Consider the following 18,414-nt stretch of genomic DNA (forward strand, 5'->3'; position numbering starts at 1 on the left):
ACATGCTAGCCGCAGCCCGCCATTCCGCCATCCTCGCGGAGGTCCAGCGTGAACGGATCGTCCGTGTCGCGGACCTCGCCAAGATGCTCGGCGTCTCGCTGATGACCGTGCGGCGGGACATCGAGGCCCTGGACGCGGCGGGCGCCGTGGAGAAGATCCACGGCGGGGCCAAGTTGCCCGGCGGCGCCGGCACCCACGAGCCAGGCTTCGAGCTGAAGGTGACCCAGCTCAAGGACGAGAAGATGGCGATTGCGCAGGAGGCGGCCGCGCAGGTGCGCGAGGGCATGGCGGTGGGGCTCAGCGCCGGCACCACCACGTGGGCGCTGGCCCAGCTGCTGTCCGCCGGCCCGCGGATCACGGTGGTCACCAACTCGGTGCGGATCGCGGACGTCTTCCACCAGAGCGCCTCCCCGTCCACCGTGATCCTGACCGGCGGCGAGCGCACACCCTCGGACGCCCTCGTCGGCCCGCTGGCCACATCCTCGCTCAAACAGCTGCACCTGGACGTATTGTTCCTCGGCGTCCACGGTGTCGACGCCGACGCCGGCTTCACCACCCCCAACGTGCTCGAGGCCGAAACCGACCGGGCCTTCGTCACCGCGGCCCGGCGGGTGGTGGTGCTGGCGGACCACACCAAGTGGGGCACCCTCGGCATCAGCACGATCGCCGGCCTGGAGGACGCTGACGAACTCATCAGCGATGACCTTCTGGGCAGCGAGGCCCGGCGCATCCTCGGCGAGCGCGTCGGCCGGCTCCGCCTGGCCCATACCGGCGACGCCCGGAGCATCAGCGCAGCCAGCCCCGCAGCAGCCACAGGCTGACCGCTCGGCCCCCGCCCACCCAAACCACTACGCCTGGAGCTGCCGTGAACAACCCGGACCTCACCCTTGCCGCCGAGACGCGCTCCCCCGTGGGCGTCCCGCCGGTGGAGCCGTTGTACCTGCGCCGCTCCGGAACATCCCTGCTGATCGACTTCAGCACGGGCGAGGCCGCCATGCTGCACTTCGGCGCCGACCTCGGCCCGGCCCTGCCGGATCTTTCGCTGCTGGGCCAGGCCGTGCCGCACTCGGCCCTCGACGTCCCGGTCACGCTGGGACTGATCCCGCAGGCGTCCTCCGGCTGGCGCGGGCGCCCCGGCCTCCGCGGCCACCGGAACGGCCAGGCGTTCTCGGCCCGTCTGCGTGTTGTCAGTGTTGAACGTTCCAGTGCTGAGCTGTCCAGCGGCGAGCGGTCCCGCGGGGCGGACTGCTCGGCCGTCATCACCCAGGCCGACCCCGAGGCCGGTGTCAGCGTCCGCACGGAGATCAGGATCAACGACGGAGGCCTGCTGCAGCTCCGGCACCGGCTCGACAACGACGGCGCCGGCCCGTACAGCCTCGACGAACTCGCCGCCGTGCTGCCCGTGGGCCGCGCCGCCTCAGAAATCCTGGACCTGACCGGCCGCTGGTGCCGGGAGTCCCACCCCCAGCGCCTTCCGCTGCGCCAAGGCACATGGGTCCGCTCGGGCCGGCACGGCCGGACCGGCCACGACGCCTCGCTCCTGCTCGCGGCCGGAACCCCCGGATTCGGGAACCGCCACGGGCAGGTCTGGGCCGTGCATCTGGGCTGGAGCGGCAACCACGAGAGCTTCGTTGACGCCGCCGCGGACGGCCGGACCGTCCTGGGCGCCTCGGAACTGCTCGGCGCCGGCGAGATCAGCGTGGAAGCGAACGCCAGCTACGAGACCCCGTGGCTGTACGCTGCCTACTCCGCCGCGGGCCTGGACGGCATCAGCGATGCCTTCTACAGCTGGTTCCGCGGGCGCCCGCACCACCCCGGCGTGCGGTCCGGCAAAGCCCGTCCCGTGGTGCTCAACGTCTGGGAAGCGGTCTACTTCGATCACCGCCTCGAGCCGCTGCTCGAACTCGCCGAAGCGGCCGCCGGGCTCGGCGTGGAACGCTTCGTCCTCGATGACGGCTGGTTCCGCGGCCGCCGCGATGATCACGCGGGTCTAGGCGACTGGTACGTCGACGAGGGCCTGTGGCCCGAGGGCCTGACTCCGCTGATCGACGCCGTTACCGGCCACGGCATGGAATTCGGGCTCTGGGTCGAACCCGAAATGGTCAACGAAGACTCGGACCTGGCCCGCGCCCACCCGGACTGGATCGCCGGGCCGGCCGGCCGGCTGACTGGCCGGCTGCCCATGCAATGGCGGCACCAGCAGGTCCTTGACCTGGTCAATCCGGCGGCCTGGCAATACATCTTCGACAGGCTCGATGCCCTGTTGAGCGAATACCGGATCAGTTACCTCAAATGGGACCAGAACCGGGACCTGGCCGAGATGGGCCACGCCGGCCGGCCGTCCGTGCACGCCCAGACTCAGGCCGTCTACCGGCTCCTGGACGAGCTCCGCAAGGCCCACCCCGGCGTCGAGATCGAAAGCTGCTCCTCCGGCGGGGCCCGCGTGGATCTCGGCATCCTGGAGCGCACCGACCGGATCTGGGCCTCGGACTGCAACGATGCCCTGGAACGGCAGACCATCCAGCGCTGGACCGGCGTGGTGGTGCCGCCGGAGCTCGTCGGATCGCACATTGGCCCCACCACGAGCCACACCACGGCGCGAACGCACGATCTCTCGTTCCGGGCGATCACCGCGATGTTCGGCCACTTCGGCCTCGAATGGGATGTCCGGCGCCTCGACGATGCCGAACGGACCGAGCTTGCCCAAGCCATCGCACTGTTCAAGCAGTACCGGCCGCTCCTGCACAGCGGGCGCATGGTGCGGGCCGACGAGCCCGATCCCGCCCTCCGGCTGCACGGGGTCGTGTCCCATGACGGCGGCGAGGCCCTCTACGCCCTGGTCTCGGTGGCGACGTCGTTCGCCGAAGTCCCGGGGAAGGTCTGCCTGCCCGGGCTGCTCCCGGACACCGCGTACCGGGTGGAAGCGGTCTACCCGGCGGCCGGGGACCGGCGGGCGTTCCTGCAGGCGGCGCCACCGGCGTGGCTTGCGGGCGGCGTCGAGGTCTCGGGACGCTTCCTGGCCGAATCCGGGCTCCCAATGCCGGTCCTGAACCCGGAACACGGGCTGCTCCTGGCAGTCCGCCGCGCCACCGCCGCCGCTCCGGCCGCATATCCAGCCGCAACCAGCGCACACCCCGTGAGGAACCCCTAGCATGGGCCAGATTACGAAACGCTCCCACAAGCTCTCCGACGGCCGGGACATCATCTACTTCGATGATGCCGATACCGCCCTGCCCCCGCACCGGGGCGAGGATCTCCGCGCGCCGGCGGTCCGGCCGCCCACGGCCACCATGCGCCAGGACGCCCTGACCGGGGAGTGGATCTCGATCGCGGCCGCCCGGCAGAACCGGGTGGTCCTGCCGCCCTCGCACCTGGACCCGCTGGCCCCGGCGTCGCCGGAGAATCCCTCGGAGATTCCGAGCCTCTACGACGTCGCCGTCTTCGAAAACAAGTCCCCCTCCTTCGGGCCGGACCTGGCGGGGGCCGCCGCGCCGGAAGGCCTGGATGACCTCGCCCGGGTGGGGCTGGGGCGCAGCCGGCAGTCCGTGGGCCGGTGCGAAGTGGTGTGCTTCTCCCCGGAACACACCGGCTCCCTGGCGGGCCTGCCCCTGTCCCGAATGCGCACGGTCGTGGAAGCCTGGGCGGACCGGACGGCCGCGCTGTCCGCGCTGCCCGGCGTCGAACAGGTCTTTCCGTTCGAGAACCGCGGCGAAGCGATCGGCGTGACGCTGCACCACCCGCACGGACAGATCTACGCCTACCCGTACATCACGCCGCGCACGGCCCAGCTGGTCCGCACGATCGAAAGTTACGGCGGCGCGCTGTTCGAGGACATCCTCAGCTTCGAGCAGAAATCCGAGCGGGTGCTGCTCCAGGGCGAGCACTGGACGGCGTTTGTCCCGTTTGCCGCGCGCTGGCCGCTGGAAGTGCATATCCTCCCGCACCGGCACGTCCCGGACCTCGCCGCCACGACCGACGAGGAACGCGATGAGTTCTCCCTGCTGTACCGCCAGCTCCTGCGTGGCGTCGATGCCCTCTACGACAGCCCCACGCCGTACATTTCGGCGTGGCACCAGGCTCCCGTCCACGCCCACCGGGACGACATCCGGCTCATGCTGCAACTGACCTCGCCCCGCCGGGAGGAGGACAAGCTCAAGTACCTGGCAGGGTCGGAAGCCGCGATGGGGGCATTCATTGCGGACATCCCGCCGGAAACGGCCGCCGCCCGGCTCCGGGACGCCATGGAGGCAGCATCGCCGCCACCGCGTACACCAGGGCTCGAGCCATTCCGTACAGAACTCCCAGCAACAGAACAGGAAGCAGCCCAGCCATGAACGAGGTCCTTGAACGGGAAAGTGGGTACTTTTCCAGCGAGTTTGGGGGCGCGCCGGACGGCTTGTGGTCGGCGCCCGGGCGGGTCAACCTGATCGGTGAGCACACGGATTACAACGAGGGCTTCGCGTTTCCGATCGCGATCGACAAGCGCACCACGGTGGCGGCCCGCGTCCGCGCAGACCGTCTGCTCCGGGTCACCAGCAGCTCTTTCCCCGGCGTCATAGAGGTAAGCCTCGACCGCCTGGACCCGGATAGCCTCACCGGCTGGGCCGCGTACCCCCTCGGCGTGGCCTGGGCGATGTCCCGGGCGGCAGCAGCCGGCGCCGGTTCCGACGTCGCGTCCGGTTCAGCAGCCGGTTCCGACGTCGCGTCCGGTTCAGCAGCCGGTTCCGGCGTCCCGTCCCGGATGTCCGGCCTGGATCTGGCGCTGACCTCGGATGTCCCGGCCGGCGCCGGGCTGTCCTCCTCCGCCGCAATCGAATGCGCGGTGGCCCTGGCCCTGAACGATCTCTGGGACTTGGGGCTGGGCAGGCCTGAACTGGCACGGATCGGCCAGCTGGCCGAGAACCGGGTGGTCGGCGCGCCCACCGGCATCATGGACCAGTCGGCCTCGCTCCTTGGCGAGCCCGATCATGGCATCCTGCTCGATTGCCAGAACCTGTCGACCGAGCCGGTTGCCCTCGGCTTCGCCGGTGCCGGGGTGGGGCTGCTCGTGATCGACACCCGCACCAGCCATTCCCATGCCGACGGCGGCTACGCCAGCCGCCGCCGTTCCTGCGAGGACGGCGCCCGCCGCCTGGGCGTCGGCAGTCTGCGGGCGCTGGGCCCGGACGATCTTCCCCGCGCCGCGGCACAGCTCGACGGACAGACCTACCGCCGGGTCCGCCACATCATCACGGAAAACCAGCGGGTGCTCGACACCGTGACGGCACTGCGGACCTCCGGCCCCGCCGCGATCGGGCCGTTCCTCAACGAATCGCACGAGTCCATGCGCGACGACTTCGAGATCTCCACCCCTGAGCTCGACCTCGCCGTGGCCAGCGCGCAGGGATTGGGCGCCATCGGCGCGCGCATGACCGGCGGCGGTTTCGGTGGCGCAGCCATTGCTCTGGTCCGCAACGACGGCGCCGCAACGGTGGCCGCGGGCGTTGCCCGCGACTTCGCCCGGGCCGGATACGCGGCCCCGCACATCTTCCCCGTCACCGCGTCCGAGGGCGCCCGCCGGGAACTGTAGCCCGGAAGGCCCTAGGTCGTTATGCCCGCACGAGGCGGGCGGCGTCGGCCAGAAGTTCCACAGAACGGAGCCGGGGTTCGGTCCCGGTGCTCTGGTGCGCCACGATCAGTTCGTCGGCGTCGGCGTGCGCCGTGAACTCCTCGAGGTACGCCAGGACGGCCTCGGGGGTGCCCACCGCGGAGTACTTCATCATCTGCGCCATCTGCTGGCCCTGGGGCGAGTCCAGGATCATATCCGCCTCGTCGTCGCTGAACACACGGCCATTGCCGAAGAACAAGGAAACCCTGGCCCGCTTGGTGGCCTGGAACATCGCCTGCGCCTCAGCGGCGGAATCGGCGGCAATGACATTGACTCCGGCGATCACGTGCGGGGCCTCGAGCTGCGCGGAGGGCCGGAATTCGCGGCGGTAGACCGCCACCGCATCCTGCAGCGCGTTGGGCGCGAAGTGCGAGGCGAACGCATAGGGCAGGCCCAGCTGGGCGGCCAGCCTGGCGCCGAACAGGGAGGACCCCAGGATGTACAGCGGCACGTTGGTGCCCTTGCCCGGGGTGGCCTCCACGCCCTGGATGCGGGTGGGGCCGCTCAGGTAGCCCTGGAGCTCCAGGACGTCCTGCGGGAAGCTGTCTGCCGACATCGGATCGCGGCGCAGGGCGCGCATGGTGTTCTGGTCGCTGCCCGGCGCCCGGCCCAGGCCGAGGTCGATCCTGCCCGGGTGCAGGGTCTCAAGCGTGCCGAACTGTTCGGCGATGGTCAGCGGCGAGTGGTTGGGCAGCATCACGCCGCCGGCGCCGAGCCGGATGCTGGAGGTGTGGGCCGCGACGTGGGCGATCAGTACACTCGTGGCGGACGAGGCGATCGCGGACATGTTGTGGTGCTCGGCGTACCAGATCCGCCGGTAACCCCGGTCCTCGGCGAGCTGCGCCATGGCCACGCTGCCGGCGAAGCTTTCGGCCGCCGTCTGGCCCGGGCCGATGGTTGCGAGATCAAGAATGGAAAGCGGAACAGTCACGGAAAAGCCGGCCTTTCGTAGCGGAGCAGTGTGCGGGCCGGAGTTGGGACTGCGGTCCTGGGTGGCACCGGGTTTCCGGCGCGGGCACACTGGGGTCAACGACGGCGGCCCCCGGGATATTTCTGCAGGCGGCTCAGGGGCACGAGTAGTTGTAGTCAAGGCCCCCGGAGATGTACTGCGTCATCGAGACGCGGCTGTTCGGGGTGAGTCCGGGGCGGGCGCAGTTCGCCTTGGCCCCGGCCGCCGATCCAGCTCCAGCGAGCCAGCTCGGCAGACCTGCCAGCGGGCTGGCGAACTTCACGGTTCCGGCGATCTCCCCCCACTGGTAGGCGGTGGAGTAGAGGCCCACGCGGGCGCCGATCTTCTTGAAGTAGGCGGCCATGCCTTCCAGGACGGCGACGTTGGCGGCTTTGTCAGCCTGCCAGGTGTTTTCCGTTTCCACATCCAACCACCAGAGGTAGGACTGCGGGTTGCTGACCCCGCGGCGCTTGGCGTCGTCGGACGCCTTGGCCCACCCATACATATAGGAGCAGGCTTTGAGCGACCCCAAGGCGCAGTTGCCGTAGGGGTTTGTGACCTTCACCCCGTTGTAGGTGTTCAACGTGGGCCACCAGGACCCCTGCCGGGCGGGGTTGGCCGTGTTGACGTACAGCGCCACCCTCGGCTGCGCCGTCGCTGCCGGGGACTTTGCGGTCTTGGCCCAGGCCAGCTGGCTTGCCAGGCACGGGTTCGTGTTGTTGGCCAGGCCATGGTTGACGCCGACGATCGCGAAGGCCGGCTGCTTTGGGAGGGTCTTCCCGCATTGCGGCCAGGACACATCGATTCCGGGTCCCGAGGTACTGGCCGTAGCGGCCGAAGCGGGGCTTCCGCCCAGCATTACAAGGCCGAGGGTCACGGCAAAGGCCAGCACGATGCGCGGGAACGAGTTGGGCATGCCACAGTCTAAGGCAAAATCGCAGAAACGCTAATCGGTGGCGTAATTCCGCCACGGCGCAGGTTTTGCCGCAGGAATGCCCGGAACGCACGCCTGCAGGCGCCCCCGCATCGACGGGCGGGGACGCCCCGTTAGGGAGCCTTGGAATAGTCAGCAGACTGAGGATGTTCACTTTCCTATGAGCCACGACAATTCACAGCATCCGGAAAAATCCGCCACGATCGCCCTCAAGGATCTGGGAACCGTCCACCGGCTGGGCTTTGGCGCCATGCGGATCGTCGGCGACGGCGTCTGGGGCGAGCCGGCAGACCGCGCCGCCGCGGTCGCCGTCGTGCGCCGCGCCGTGGAGCTCGGCGTCGACTTCATTGACACCGCAGACTCTTACGGCCCCAACATCAGCGAGGAAATCCTCGCCGAGGCGCTGCATCCCTACCGGGACGGCCTCAAGATCGCCACCAAGGTGGGGTTCACCCGCACCGGCCCCAACGTCTGGGTTCCGGTCGGCCGGCCCGAATACCTGCGCCAGCAGACGGAACTGAGCCTGCGCAAACTCAAGGTCGACTCCCTCGACCTCCTGCAGCTGCACCGGATCGACCCCAAGGTGGACCGCGACGAGCAGTTCACCGTGCTTCGCGATCTGCAAAAGGAAGGCAAGGTCAAGGCACTCGGCCTCTCCCAGGTCAGCATCGAGGACCTGGAGGAAGCCGGGAAGTACTTCACCGTCTCCACGGTGCAGAACCGCTACAACCTCACCGACCGCAGCTCCGAGGACGTCCTCGAGTACGCCGAGGAGAACGGCATCGGCTTCATTCCGTGGGCGCCGATCTCCGCTGGCGAGCTGGCCCGGCCGGGCGGACCGCTCGACGAGGCGGCGAAGCGGCTGGGCGCCACGACTTCCCAGGTGGCGCTGGCCTGGCTTCTGCGCCGGTCCCCCGTCATGATGCCGATCCCCGGCACCGGCTCCGTCAAGCATCTTGAAGACAACCTGGCCGCCGCCGGCGTCGTCCTCGACGACGCCACCTATGCGGAACTCGAAGCGACCCGCTGAACCGCGCCGCTTCCCATATTTCACCTTATCCACCGTCCGCCGGCCCTGCCGGCAGAACAGGAGCAGCACCATGGCTAAAAATATTCTGATGGTTGTCTCGGCAGCAGATTCCCTGACGATGCGCGACGGCAGCGAACACCCCACCGGGTACTGGGCCGAGGAGCTCGTCGTCTCCCACCGGACCCTTCTCGACGCGGGCCACACCGTGCACATCGCCACTCCGGGCGGCAAGAAGCCGACGGTGGATGAGGTGAGCCTCGCGGCCGAGTCCGCCGGTGGGCAGGACCGTGCGGATAGCTTCCGCCGCTACATCGATTCCCTCGACGCCGAACTGTCCAACCCGCTGGTGCTGGCCGACGTCGACGCCTCCGCCTACGACGCCGTCGTGATGCCGGGCGGCCACGGGCCCATGGCCGACCTGTACCAGGATGCCGACCTTGGCCGCCTGCTGACGGCCGTCAACACGGCCGGCAAGATCATTGCCCCCTTCTGCCACGGCCCGGCCGGGCTGTTGAGCGCCACGGACGACGACGGCGCGTTCACCTTCGCCGGACGCCGCCTCACCGTCTTCACCAATGAGGAGGAGCTGGGTGGCGGCACGGGACCCAATACACCGTGGTTCGTGGAGGATGTCCTGAAGGAGAAGGGCGCGGTAGTGGAGAACGGCGCGGCCTGGACGTCTCACGTTGTGCGGGACGGAAACCTCATCACCGGGCAGAACCCGCAGTCCAGCGAGGACGTGGCCAAGGAGGTCCTCAAGGCCCTCGCCGAATAAGCCACTCCTAGCCGGGTCCGGGAACCCCGGACCCGGCTAAGCTAACCGCATGGCCATCAAATCCACTGCAGACAAAGTCGCCACGATCGTCCAGGGCTACACTTTGGACGGCCCGACGATCGAGCTCGGCGCGGCGATCGTCGACGGCGAACTCCACAAGGAAGCCTCCGTCCGGCTGCCGCTCGCGATGATGAACCGGCACGGCCTCGTGGCCGGGGCGACAGGCACGGGCAAGACCGTCACGCTGCACATGATGGCCGAACAGCTTTCCACCGCCGGCGTGCCCGTGTTCCTGGCCGACATCAAGGGCGACCTCTCGGGCCTGGCCACCGCCGCCACGGGCACCGAAAAACTCCTGGCCCGCACGGAGAGCATCGGCCAGGCCTGGTCGGGCAAGACTTTTCCGGTGGAGTTCCTTGCCCTCGGCGGCGACGGCAAGGGCATACCGGTCCGCGCCACCATCACCTCCTTCGGCCCCATCCTGCTCTCCCGCATCATGGACCTGAACGAGACCCAGGAATCCAGCCTGCAGCTCGTCTTCCATTTCGCGGACAAGAAAGACCTGGAGCTGATCGACCTCAAGGACCTGCGGGCCGTGATCCAATTCCTGACCTCGGCCGAGGGCAAGGACGAACTTGAGGAACTCGGCGGCCTCTCCAAGGCAACCGCCGGCGTGATCCTGCGCGAACTGATCACGCTCGAGGCGCAGGGTATGGAGAAGTTCTTCGGCGAACCCGAGTTCGACACCGCCGAACTGCTGCGTACCGCGCCGGACGGTCGCGGTGTGGTGAGCTGCCTGGAGCTTCCGACGCTGCAGACCAAGCCCATGCTCTTCTCGACGTTCCTCATGTGGCTGCTGGCCGACCTCTTCGAGGACCTGCCCGAGGCCGGGGACCTCGACAAGCCCAAGCTCGTCTTCTTCCTCGATGAGGCCCACTTGCTGTTCAACGGCGCCTCGAAAGCCTTCCTTGATGCGATCACCACCACCGTCCGGCTCATCAGGTCCAAAGGTGTCGGCATTTTCTTCGTCACGCAGACCCCCAAGGACGTCCCCGCCGACGTCCTCGGCCAGCTGGCAAACCGCGTGCAGCACGCCCTCCGCGCCTATACCCCGGAGGACGCCAAGGCCCTCAGGGCCACCGTCTCCACCTTCCCGACCAGCGACTACGACCTCGAGGAGACCCTCACTACCGCCGGCATCGGCGAGGCCGTCATCACAGTCCTGAATGAGAAGGGCGCGCCGACCCCGGTGGCGCTGACCCGGCTCCGCGCCCCGGAGTCCGTGATGGGTCCCAGCACCGACGAGCTGATCTCCAGCACCGTCGCCGCCTCCGCCCTGCTGCCCAAGTACGGCACCGCCGTCGACAACATCTCGGCGTACGAGAAGATCGCCGCCGAAGGCGGTGACCGCACAGGCGCTGCCCCCACCGGGCCGGCGGCCGGGACCGCACACCACGGCGGCGCCCGGGACGGCGGCAGCCAGGAATCCGCCCAGGGCGGCGGTTTGGACCCCCGCGCCATCGACGCCGAAGCCCGGCGGATCGAGGAGGAAATCCTTGGCCGCCCCAGCAGCCGCCCCGCGCCGGCGCCCAGGATGCCCGACGATGACAACGTGGCCGAGCGGCGTGCCCCCCGGCCGGCGCAGCCGCCGGCCGGCGGTGGCGGGGGCATTGGCGGCGAACTCGCAGGGGCCCTGGGCGGTGGCCTTCAGAGCATGGCCCGCTCGCTGGGGACCCAGCTTGGCAGGGAACTGCTCCGCGGCGTCTTCGGCACTTCCTCCAAACGCCGCCGCCGCTAGGGATCACCGCGGCGGCATCCAACCGAACGTTCCCTGCCCGTGGGCCGGGCGGCCTTCAGCCATGCTCCGCGTCACAGATGCGGACTGTGACACCGGGATTCCTGTGGGGTACAGGTAACGTAAGAATGGTGCAGATGAGTCAGGCGTTGGTCAAAATCGCAGCAGTGTGGCTGCTGGGACTGATGCTTGCCGTCGCCGGGGCCATCGTGTCGATCAACCTGGTGAACGACTCCATTGCCGGGCCCCAGCAGCCAGTCCGCGAATATTTGAGTGCCCTGCAAAAGGGCGATGGCGAAAAGGCGCTGGGCCTGTTGCGCGCCTCCGTGCCACAAAGCAACCCGGCGATGCTCGACGGCACGGCCCTACAAACCGCGGCGGCACGCGTCTCCGACGTCAAGCTTGGCGCCGCGGAAGAGCGCGGTGCCAATCAGGTCATGGTGCCCATGGAGTACACAGTCGACGGCAACAAGTTGCGGACCGAGTTCCTGTTGGAGCGCTCCGGCACCGAGTGGCTGTTCTTCCACAAATGGTCTTTCGTCCCCTCTGAGCTGCCCGTCCTGGACGTCACCGTGGTCAACTCCAGCGAGGCCACCCTCAACGGCGTGCCGGTGAACATGCCCAACGGCCGCAACTCCTTCGCAGTCTTCTACCCGGGCGAGTACGAGGCGACCCTGAACGGCCAGTATTTCTCCGCCCCGGCCACCCGCGCCACCGTGTCGGCCGCGGACGCGCCTCCGGCCCCGCTGAACCTGCTGACCGAGGCCACGGGCGCCCTGAAGGAGGCCGTGAGCGGCAAGGTCAAGGAGTTCCTGGACTCCTGCGCGGACGAGGCCGACAAGCAGCAGAAGCTGCAGCCCAACTGCCCGTTCTACCACGCCACCAACAACCGCGTGATGGACGGGACCATCGACTGGAGCATCACGGACTACCCGAGCGTCAGCATCGAGCCGTTCGGCGGCCGCTGGGTGGTGGCGCCCCTCGACGGCAAGGCCCGGATCAAGGCCCGCCAACAGGATCTGTTCTCGGGCGCCGTGTCCGACATCGACTCCGTCCACGATTTCAGCTTCACGACCCGTCTGGACATCGACGGCGACACCGTCAAGCTCACGCCGCAGCTGGACTATTAGTACCCGCCGGGGCTCCGCGGCCGGAGGCCCGAAGAAAGCCAAAAGGCTGCTGTCCGTGATTCAGGGTCACGGACGGCAGCCTTCGGCTCAGCCTTGGCGCAGCGGCTCAGTCCATTCCGCGCAGGTCCAGGACCAGCTCGGTGTCTCCGTCGGCCTGCAGTAGCACGGGGATTCCCCAGTCCTGCTGGTAGAGGTGGCAGGCCGCATGGTCCGGGATCTCGCCGTCGGCGTCTTCGGGCCCGTCACACGCGGCCGCGCGGGCGGTGATGTGCAGGACGCCCTCGGGGACGTCGGAGGAAAGCTCCAGGGTGCGCAGGAGCCCCACGGACGTCCCGCCGCCGGAGACCAGCAGTTCGGGGGGTGTGGACGAGATCTTCAACTGGGTGGGATCGCCCCAGCGGTCGTCCAGCTTCTGGCCGGTGGGCGCCGTGAAGCGGACCGCCAGTTCGAGCGGCCCAGGCGCCACGGGGCTCTTGGGCCGGTGGGTCTGCGCCGCACCCTCGTCCACCTGCTGGGCTTCCTTCGGGATGGGCACGTACACGAGCTGGTGCTTGTTGGCCTCGACCACCACCAGCAACGGTTCGGATCCGGCGACCTGGGTGTGGTCCACAATCACGTCCGAGGGCTCGGACAGTCCGCGGGCCAGCGTGGAGACCGTGCCCGTTGCGGGGTCGTAGCGGCGGACTGCGCCGTTGTACGTGTCCGCGATGGCCACCGAACCGTCAGGGAGCACCGTGACGCCGAGCGGGTGCTGCAGCCGCGCCTCCCCGGCGGGTCCGTCGCGGAAGCCGAAGTCGAACAGGCCCTTGCCCACCGCCGACTCGACGGTGATGCTGCCCGCGTCATCAATCACGAGTTTGCGCAGGGCGGAGGTCTCGGAGTCAGCCACCCAGATGTTGCCGTCCGCGTCTTCGGCGAGGCCGGAGGACTGGGCGAACCAGGCTTCAGCGGCCGGGCCGTCCAGGAGCCCTTCGAGGCCGTTGCCGGCGATGATCTTTACGGCCCCGGAGGTCGGGTCGAAGCTGAAGATCTGGTGCACTCCCGCCATCGCGACCACCACGGCGTTGAGCTTGGTGGACCAGACGACGTCCCACGGCGAGCTCAGGGACACCGCGAGCGGGTCCGCCTCGAGCCGGGTACCGTAGGCGGCGCCTTCCTCGTCCACGCGGGCCGGACCGGTTTCCAGCAGCCGCTGTACGCCGTTGCCGGCCAGCGTCCGGACGGTGCCGTCCGTGAGGGACAGCCCGCGGAGCCGGTGATTCACTGAGTCGGCAATGACGACGTCGTAACCGGCGTCCGCGGCGACATCCTCAGGCAGCAGCACCAGGCCCTGCGGTTCGTTGAACCGGGCGGTGGCGGCGTTGCCGTCGGCGTGGCCCTTTTCGCCCGAGCCGTACGTGGCCAGCACGGTCTGAAAGTCGGTAGAGAGTTCCACGACCCGGTGATGGCCGGTGTCGGTCACCAGCCACGAGCCGTCGCCGGCGCCTCCGACGCCGCGGCCGGCGGGCAGGAACAGGGCCTTGCCCGGGAAGCGCAGTGTTCCCGACGTCGGTTCCGGCGCCACATAGGGGCCGTCGCCCCGGTGCAGGGTGCCCCTGGCTTCGTGTTCGGCGATCAGCTCGGGGATCAGCACGGCGAGGCCGTCCGCGTGGCCCTCGCCGGAGAGGTGCGCCACGATGTAGCCCTCGGGATCGATGACCACCAGGGTCGGCCAGGCCCGGGCCGTATAGGCCTTCCAGGTGTCCAGCTCGGGGTCGTCGAGGACAGGGTGGCGGATCTCGTAGCGTTCGACGGCGGCCGCCAGCGCCACGGGATCGGCCTCGTGCTCGAACTTGGGCGAATGCACGCCGACCGTCACGAGGACATCCGAGTACTGCTGCTCGAGCGGGCGGAGTTCGTCCAGGACGTGCAGGCAGTTGATGCAGCAGAACGTCCAGAAGTCCAGCAGCACGATCTTGCCGCGCAGGGATTCAAGGTCCAGGGACTTGCCACCGGTGTTAAGCCAGTTGCGGCCCACCAGTTCGGAGGCCCGGACCCGGAGGTGGGTGCGTACGGTTTCGGTCATGAGCGTCCTTCCAGCTTTGAATTGCGTTCGGCAAGCCTGGCGTCGCGCTCGGCCAGCTTGGCAAACATATCGTTGTAAGCGGTGAGATCGGCGTCGTTATTCCTGTCCGCCGCCCGGTCGGTGCGTTTGGACTCGCGCGCGTCGGAGCGGGACCACATCACGGCGACTCCGATCGCTACCAGCAGGGTTGGCACTTCGCCGATCCCCCACGCCACGGCACCGCCCATCTGTTGGTCCAGCAGGGCCGCGGGGCCCCAGGTCCGCCCCAGGTTGCCGAAGTAGTCGGCGGCCAGCAGTCCGGTGCCGCCCATGATGGCGACGCCGAAGAACGCGTGGAAGCCCATGGTGGCCAACAGGAGCAGCAGCCGCATGGGGTACGGTGCGCGGCGCGGCAACGGATCGGTGCCGATCATGGTGAGCACGAAGATGTAGCCGGTGAGGGCGAAGTGCAGGTTCATGAGTTCGTGGCCCACGTGGTCCCGCATCGCATAGCCGAACGCGTCCGAGTAGTAGAAAAGCACGATCGAGCCGGCGAAGTTGGCGGCCGCGAACAGCGGGTGGGTCACCAGTTGCGAGAACTTGGAGTGGATGAAGATCATGAGCCACTCGCGCGGGCCGCGGGAGCTGTCGCGCCGGGGGGTCAGCGCCCGCAGTGCCAGCGTCACGGGGGCGCCGAGGACCAGGAAGATGGGGGCCACCATGGTCAGGGCCATGTGGTCCACCATGTGCGCCGAAAACAGCACCCTGCCATAGACCGACGGCGGCCCCGAGGTCACGTAGGTGAGGACCATGAGTCCGATCACCCAGTTGACCGTCCGGAACCAGGGCCACGAGTCGCCCCGCTTCAGCACCCTTCGTACGCCGAGGAGGTAGGACACCAGGCCAAATACGACGACGGCGATCCAGAGCCAGTCGAGCCGCCACTCCGTGAGCCATCGGTCCGGGGTCAGTTCCGGCGGCAGCTCGTAGCCCGAGAGGATGAAGGCAGGCGAAGCGTCGGGGGCGAAAGTGGTGGGCTGCGGCGGGGCGGAACGCCCCAGCGCGACGGCGATCCCGGACGTCGCTCCCATGATGATCAGCTCCACGATCACCAACTGCCACAGCACCCGCCGCGCGGACCTGCCCATGGCGCGGTTGCCCAGCTGCGGGATGACCCAGCGGCGGTGCATGAGCCCGATGCCGCCCAACACCAGGACCGCTGCCGTCTTGGCCAGGATCAGTTGCCCGTAGGCGGAGCCGAAGAGGTCTGCCCATGTGGTGAGGCGGATGCTGGCGTTGATCACGCCTGAGGCGAAGACCAGCGCGAAGGCAAAGCCGGCCAGGGATGAGAACCGGCGCAGGGTTGGCTCGGTGATGTCTGCAGTCCCCGAAGCTGCCCCCGAGGTGCGGCCGCCGGCGCCCGTGCCCTCCAGGACCCCGGAGAGGACCGCGAGCATGATGATGCCGCCCACCCAGGCCGATACGCCGACCAGGTGCAGGCCGAGCGAATTGATGGCGCCCTCGTGGTCGCTGGAGCTGGAGGAGTGTCCGATCAGGGCAGCGGGAACCAGACCGATCAGCGAAAGGACCAGTGTCAGTGCCAGGCCGCCGCGGGAGCGCACTCCGAACAGGGCGGTGGTAACGACGGCGGCGATGATTACGACAGCCAGCCACGCGCGTCCGGTTTCGATGTCCGTCATGAAGTAAACGAGGGAGCGGGTGAATTCCGGATCCCCGGAGATGCCCTGCCCCGCAATGTCCGCGTAGCCCAGGACCAGCACGGTGATCGCGGACAGCGTCCAGACGGCGCCGGCGGCCGCTGCCACGGCCAGCGCCCGGGTGAAGGCCGGATGTTCCGGGGCGTCCTGCTCCTTGGACCGGGAGCCGTTCCTGTTTCGCGGCAGGATGCCGACGGCGAAGATGAGGCCGCCGATCACGGTGGCGACAGCGACGTTGTGGATCGCTTTGCTCACCGGAAGCCCCCAGCGCACCAGTGCCCCGGGATCTGAGACCTCGCGGGCGGCTGCTGCGCCGGAGAAGATAAGTGCCGCTACCAGGCCAATAAACAACGCGCCAAGGCCTGCGATCAGCCAAGGCCGGGCAATCCCGGCGGGACCGGAGCCAGGGCCGCGTGCGTCCCCGGGGGGAACGGGCGCTGCGGTTGTGGGCGTGGGATTTACTGCGGAAGGCACACCTCCATTGTCCGCTACGCCGCCTAGCTCAGCGAATCGGCCCCGGCGGCTGGGCCTCTGGGGATCCGCCAGGCCGGCCCGGCCTTCAAAGGACTGCGGATTCGTCGGGAAGGCCGCCCGGCCGGGCTAAGACCGGTTAGGGACCGGGTTAGGGACTGGCCGGGGACTGGCCGGGGACGCAAAAGGAGCGGCAACCCGAGGGTTGCCGCTCCTTTCAAGCCTGCGAAGAAGACTACTTCTTCTTGGCGACTGCAGCCTTCAGCTTGGAGCCGGCGGTCAGCTTGACGCTGTGGCCAGCGGCAATCTGGATGGTCTCGCCGGTCTGCGGGTTGCGGCCGGTGCGAGCTGCACGGTCGGTGCGCTCTACGGCGAGCCAGCCCGGGATGGTGATCTTCTCGCCCGCGGCGACGGAGGTCTCGAAGACCTCGAACAGTGCGTCGAGCACGGAGTTGACTGCTGCCTGGCTGGTGCCGGCCTTGCCTGCTACCTCTGCAACAAGTTCACTACGGTTCTTAGCCATTTATGTCCTCCTGGACGGTCACGATTTTTGGAGCCTGCACACGGCATGCGTACAAACCACTGTTCGAAAACTTACCAGCTTGGCGCCTCAGAGGTGGCAAATTCCGCGTGTTTTCGGCCTTTTTTGGGGAAAATCACTGGAATCGGGCGCCGATCGCCGTCAAATTGCGCCGAGAGCGGAAGCCCCCTCGTCGGCGCCGTTTCACCGAGTTCCGCCGCGGTCCCCGCCGGCGTACTTTGTGCCGCCAGGTAGCCACCCCGGGCGCTGCCCGCTGCTGACCCGTCCCATGGTCTGTAAGTCTATATCCGGCTGCTCTGTGAGTGGCTGGCAGTCTGGTGCTGTGGCCTGGCTTGGGCGTGGCTCACCCATGGTATTGCCTCCGAGGGGAATCTCCCACGTACTGATGAGGCCTAACTCTTGGCGTTCTAAGACGGCTTGGCACCATTCACGGATTTGAACTCGCCGCCGAGCTCTTGCGCCAGGCCCTTCAAGTCCATACCGCTCGGAGACTCCTGAAGTGCCTCGGACATGTCCACGACCATCCAGTTTTTACCCTCCACGATGGCTAAAGGCTGGGTGCTGTCCGCATACAGCTGCTGCTCAGCATTTCGGGCCTCTTCGGTCTTGAACCACTCGACCTGGACACGTTTTGAACAGACGGCGTATTCGGCCGTGTAACCGGCCAGCTCCGGATTGATGATTGGGGCCGTTTTGGGCGCTTCCTCGCAGCCAATGACATCGGCAACGGCTCGGCGGGCTTCCTCGATAGAGCCGAATTCCGTATGCTGCGGGGACTGCGAGGACTGGGCATTGGAGGACTGCTGCACCTCCATGCCACAGGCTGTTAGGACGCAGATCAGCCCCAGCATTGTGGTAGTAGCGGAGTACTTGAACTTGCCTGTGATCATCACCGGTCACCCCCAAAGGTCAGTGGACTCATACTTGCACAACGCCAGGAACTTAATACGTAGCGGGGCCAGTTCCAAGGAGCTGGTTTGTCCTTTCGCTGCGCTGGCTGCGCTATCAGAACCCGGCTTGACGACTTTAGAAGCATCCTGGCGGGCAGTGAGGGGAGGCCTTGGCGGGGCGACGCCGGCACCGGCCTTGGATGCCCTGCCGGCTGCCCGGGGATGTGGGGCGCTCGTGGCGGGCCCCGGGGCCGCTGTTATGGCAGGGCGTGTACCGGACCGGTTTGGGGGCAGCCGGCCGTGGGCCCGGGCTCCGGGGCCGGGGTCCCGGCCCTGCCTGAGGGGGGGGTAAATGCGGGAGGACCCCCACCTTGTGGTGGGGGTCCTCGACCGTTAATGGTGTTCCGGCGGTGACCTACTCTCCCACACCCTCCCGGGTGCAGTACCATCGGCGCTGTGGGTCTTAGCTTCCGGGTTCGGGATGGGACCG

General features: G+C 68.3%; 14 protein-coding genes and 1 rRNA gene. 8 read left to right on the forward strand and 7 right to left on the reverse strand.

All coding sequences use genetic code 11. The features are described from left to right. Positions 1 to 2 precede the first annotated feature (2 nt). The 4 genes from AC1DKN_RS15505 to galK all read left to right on the forward strand — a co-directional run bounded on the left by AC1DKN_RS15505 (position 3) and on the right by galK (position 5,569). On the forward strand, positions 3 to 821 hold the full coding sequence (locus tag AC1DKN_RS15505) for a DeoR/GlpR family DNA-binding transcription regulator (RefSeq protein ID WP_079550600.1): 819 nt from the start codon (positions 3 to 5) through the stop codon (positions 819 to 821). Between the two features lie 104 nt (positions 822 to 925). Beyond that, positions 926 to 3,151: an alpha-galactosidase gene (locus AC1DKN_RS15510; RefSeq protein ID WP_476871785.1), complete on the forward strand. Its 2,226-nt coding sequence runs from the start codon at positions 926 to 928 to the stop codon at positions 3,149 to 3,151. Position 3,152: 1 nt separating this feature from the next. Next, positions 3,153 to 4,334: a galactose-1-phosphate uridylyltransferase gene (gene galT / locus AC1DKN_RS15515; RefSeq protein ID WP_476850788.1), complete on the forward strand. Its 1,182-nt coding sequence runs from the start codon at positions 3,153 to 3,155 to the stop codon at positions 4,332 to 4,334. Then, complete coding sequence (gene galK / locus AC1DKN_RS15520; protein WP_476871777.1) at positions 4,331 to 5,569, forward strand: galactokinase; 1,239 nt, start codon at positions 4,331 to 4,333, stop codon at positions 5,567 to 5,569. Before galT ends, galK begins: the two co-directional genes overlap by 4 nt. 19 nt (positions 5,570 to 5,588) lie before the next feature. On the opposite strand, the gene AC1DKN_RS15525 is transcribed toward galK, so the two are convergent. Together AC1DKN_RS15525 and AC1DKN_RS15530 are read right to left on the reverse strand one after the other, a co-directional pair. Further along, a complete protein-coding gene (locus AC1DKN_RS15525; protein ID WP_028278201.1) occupies positions 5,589 to 6,578 on the reverse strand; it encodes an LLM class flavin-dependent oxidoreductase in 990 nt (329 codons plus the stop codon). Positions 6,579 to 6,711: 133 nt separating this feature from the next. After that, positions 6,712 to 7,512 carry a glycoside hydrolase family 25 domain-containing protein gene (locus AC1DKN_RS15530; protein WP_476871778.1) on the reverse strand — a complete coding sequence of 267 codons (801 nt, stop codon included), beginning with the start codon at positions 7,510 to 7,512 and terminating at the stop codon, positions 6,712 to 6,714. Between the two features lie 178 nt (positions 7,513 to 7,690). Between AC1DKN_RS15530 and AC1DKN_RS15535 the strand changes: the two genes are divergently transcribed. The 4 genes from AC1DKN_RS15535 to AC1DKN_RS15550 all read left to right on the forward strand — a co-directional run bounded on the left by AC1DKN_RS15535 (position 7,691) and on the right by AC1DKN_RS15550 (position 12,260). Next, positions 7,691 to 8,560 carry an aldo/keto reductase gene (locus AC1DKN_RS15535; RefSeq protein WP_476871779.1) on the forward strand — a complete coding sequence of 290 codons (870 nt, stop codon included), beginning with the start codon at positions 7,691 to 7,693 and terminating at the stop codon, positions 8,558 to 8,560. Positions 8,561 to 8,630: 70 nt separating this feature from the next. Continuing rightward, a complete protein-coding gene (locus AC1DKN_RS15540) occupies positions 8,631 to 9,335 on the forward strand; it encodes a type 1 glutamine amidotransferase domain-containing protein (protein ID WP_476860377.1) in 705 nt (234 codons plus the stop codon). Positions 9,336 to 9,384: 49 nt separating this feature from the next. Continuing rightward, positions 9,385 to 11,133: a helicase HerA-like domain-containing protein gene (locus tag AC1DKN_RS15545; protein ID WP_476871780.1), complete on the forward strand. Its 1,749-nt coding sequence runs from the start codon at positions 9,385 to 9,387 to the stop codon at positions 11,131 to 11,133. 134 nt (positions 11,134 to 11,267) lie between these two features. Continuing rightward, positions 11,268 to 12,260, forward strand: a complete 993-nt coding sequence (locus AC1DKN_RS15550) for a hypothetical protein (RefSeq protein WP_476857287.1) — start codon at positions 11,268 to 11,270, stop codon at positions 12,258 to 12,260. Between the two features lie 106 nt (positions 12,261 to 12,366). Here AC1DKN_RS15550 and AC1DKN_RS15555 read toward each other — a convergent pair whose 3' ends face one another. From AC1DKN_RS15555 to rrf, 5 genes are all read right to left on the reverse strand, one after another. Beyond that, positions 12,367 to 14,325, reverse strand: coding sequence for an NHL domain-containing thioredoxin family protein (locus tag AC1DKN_RS15555; RefSeq protein ID WP_476871781.1), 1,959 nt, complete (start codon positions 14,323 to 14,325; stop codon positions 12,367 to 12,369). Continuing rightward, positions 14,322 to 16,496, reverse strand: coding sequence for a bifunctional copper resistance protein CopD/cytochrome c oxidase assembly protein (locus AC1DKN_RS15560; RefSeq protein WP_476860381.1), 2,175 nt, complete (start codon positions 16,494 to 16,496; stop codon positions 14,322 to 14,324). The genes AC1DKN_RS15555 and AC1DKN_RS15560 overlap by 4 nt, the downstream gene beginning before the upstream one ends. Before the next feature lie 232 nt (positions 16,497 to 16,728). Continuing rightward, positions 16,729 to 17,016: an HU family DNA-binding protein gene (locus AC1DKN_RS15565; protein WP_011776355.1), complete on the reverse strand. Its 288-nt coding sequence runs from the start codon at positions 17,014 to 17,016 to the stop codon at positions 16,729 to 16,731. Between the two features lie 425 nt (positions 17,017 to 17,441). Further along, positions 17,442 to 17,885 (reverse strand): hypothetical protein, encoded by a 444-nt coding sequence (locus tag AC1DKN_RS15570; protein ID WP_476871782.1) that lies wholly within the window; start codon positions 17,883 to 17,885, stop codon positions 17,442 to 17,444. Positions 17,886 to 18,326: 441 nt separating this feature from the next. Next, positions 18,327 to 18,414: ribosomal RNA gene (rrf, locus tag AC1DKN_RS15575) — 5S ribosomal RNA — on the reverse strand; the annotation flags it as partial.

It is taken from the genome of Arthrobacter sp. 01N444, assembly GCF_056399305.1.

What these genes read in the sequence shown, in the direction of transcription:
- AC1DKN_RS15505 (WP_079550600.1), top strand. Translation starts at nt 3, where the DNA reads ATGCTAGCCGCAGCCCGCCATTCCGCCATCCTCGCGGAGGTCCAGCGT.
- galT (WP_476850788.1), top strand. Translation starts at nt 3,153, where the DNA reads ATGGGCCAGATTACGAAACGCTCCCACAAGCTCTCCGACGGCCGGGAC.
- galK (WP_476871777.1), top strand. Translation starts at nt 4,331, where the DNA reads ATGAACGAGGTCCTTGAACGGGAAAGTGGGTACTTTTCCAGCGAGTTT.
- AC1DKN_RS15530 (WP_476871778.1), bottom strand. Translation starts at nt 7,512, where the DNA reads ATGCCCAACTCGTTCCCGCGCATCGTGCTGGCCTTTGCCGTGACCCTC.
- AC1DKN_RS15535 (WP_476871779.1), top strand. Translation starts at nt 7,691, where the DNA reads ATGAGCCACGACAATTCACAGCATCCGGAAAAATCCGCCACGATCGCC.
- AC1DKN_RS15540 (WP_476860377.1), top strand. Translation starts at nt 8,631, where the DNA reads ATGGCTAAAAATATTCTGATGGTTGTCTCGGCAGCAGATTCCCTGACG.
- AC1DKN_RS15545 (WP_476871780.1), top strand. Translation starts at nt 9,385, where the DNA reads ATGGCCATCAAATCCACTGCAGACAAAGTCGCCACGATCGTCCAGGGC.
- AC1DKN_RS15550 (WP_476857287.1), top strand. Translation starts at nt 11,268, where the DNA reads ATGAGTCAGGCGTTGGTCAAAATCGCAGCAGTGTGGCTGCTGGGACTG.
- AC1DKN_RS15555 (WP_476871781.1), bottom strand. Translation starts at nt 14,325, where the DNA reads ATGACCGAAACCGTACGCACCCACCTCCGGGTCCGGGCCTCCGAACTG.
- AC1DKN_RS15565 (WP_011776355.1), bottom strand. Translation starts at nt 17,016, where the DNA reads ATGGCTAAGAACCGTAGTGAACTTGTTGCAGAGGTAGCAGGCAAGGCC.
- AC1DKN_RS15570 (WP_476871782.1), bottom strand. Translation starts at nt 17,885, where the DNA reads ATGCTGGGGCTGATCTGCGTCCTAACAGCCTGTGGCATGGAGGTGCAG.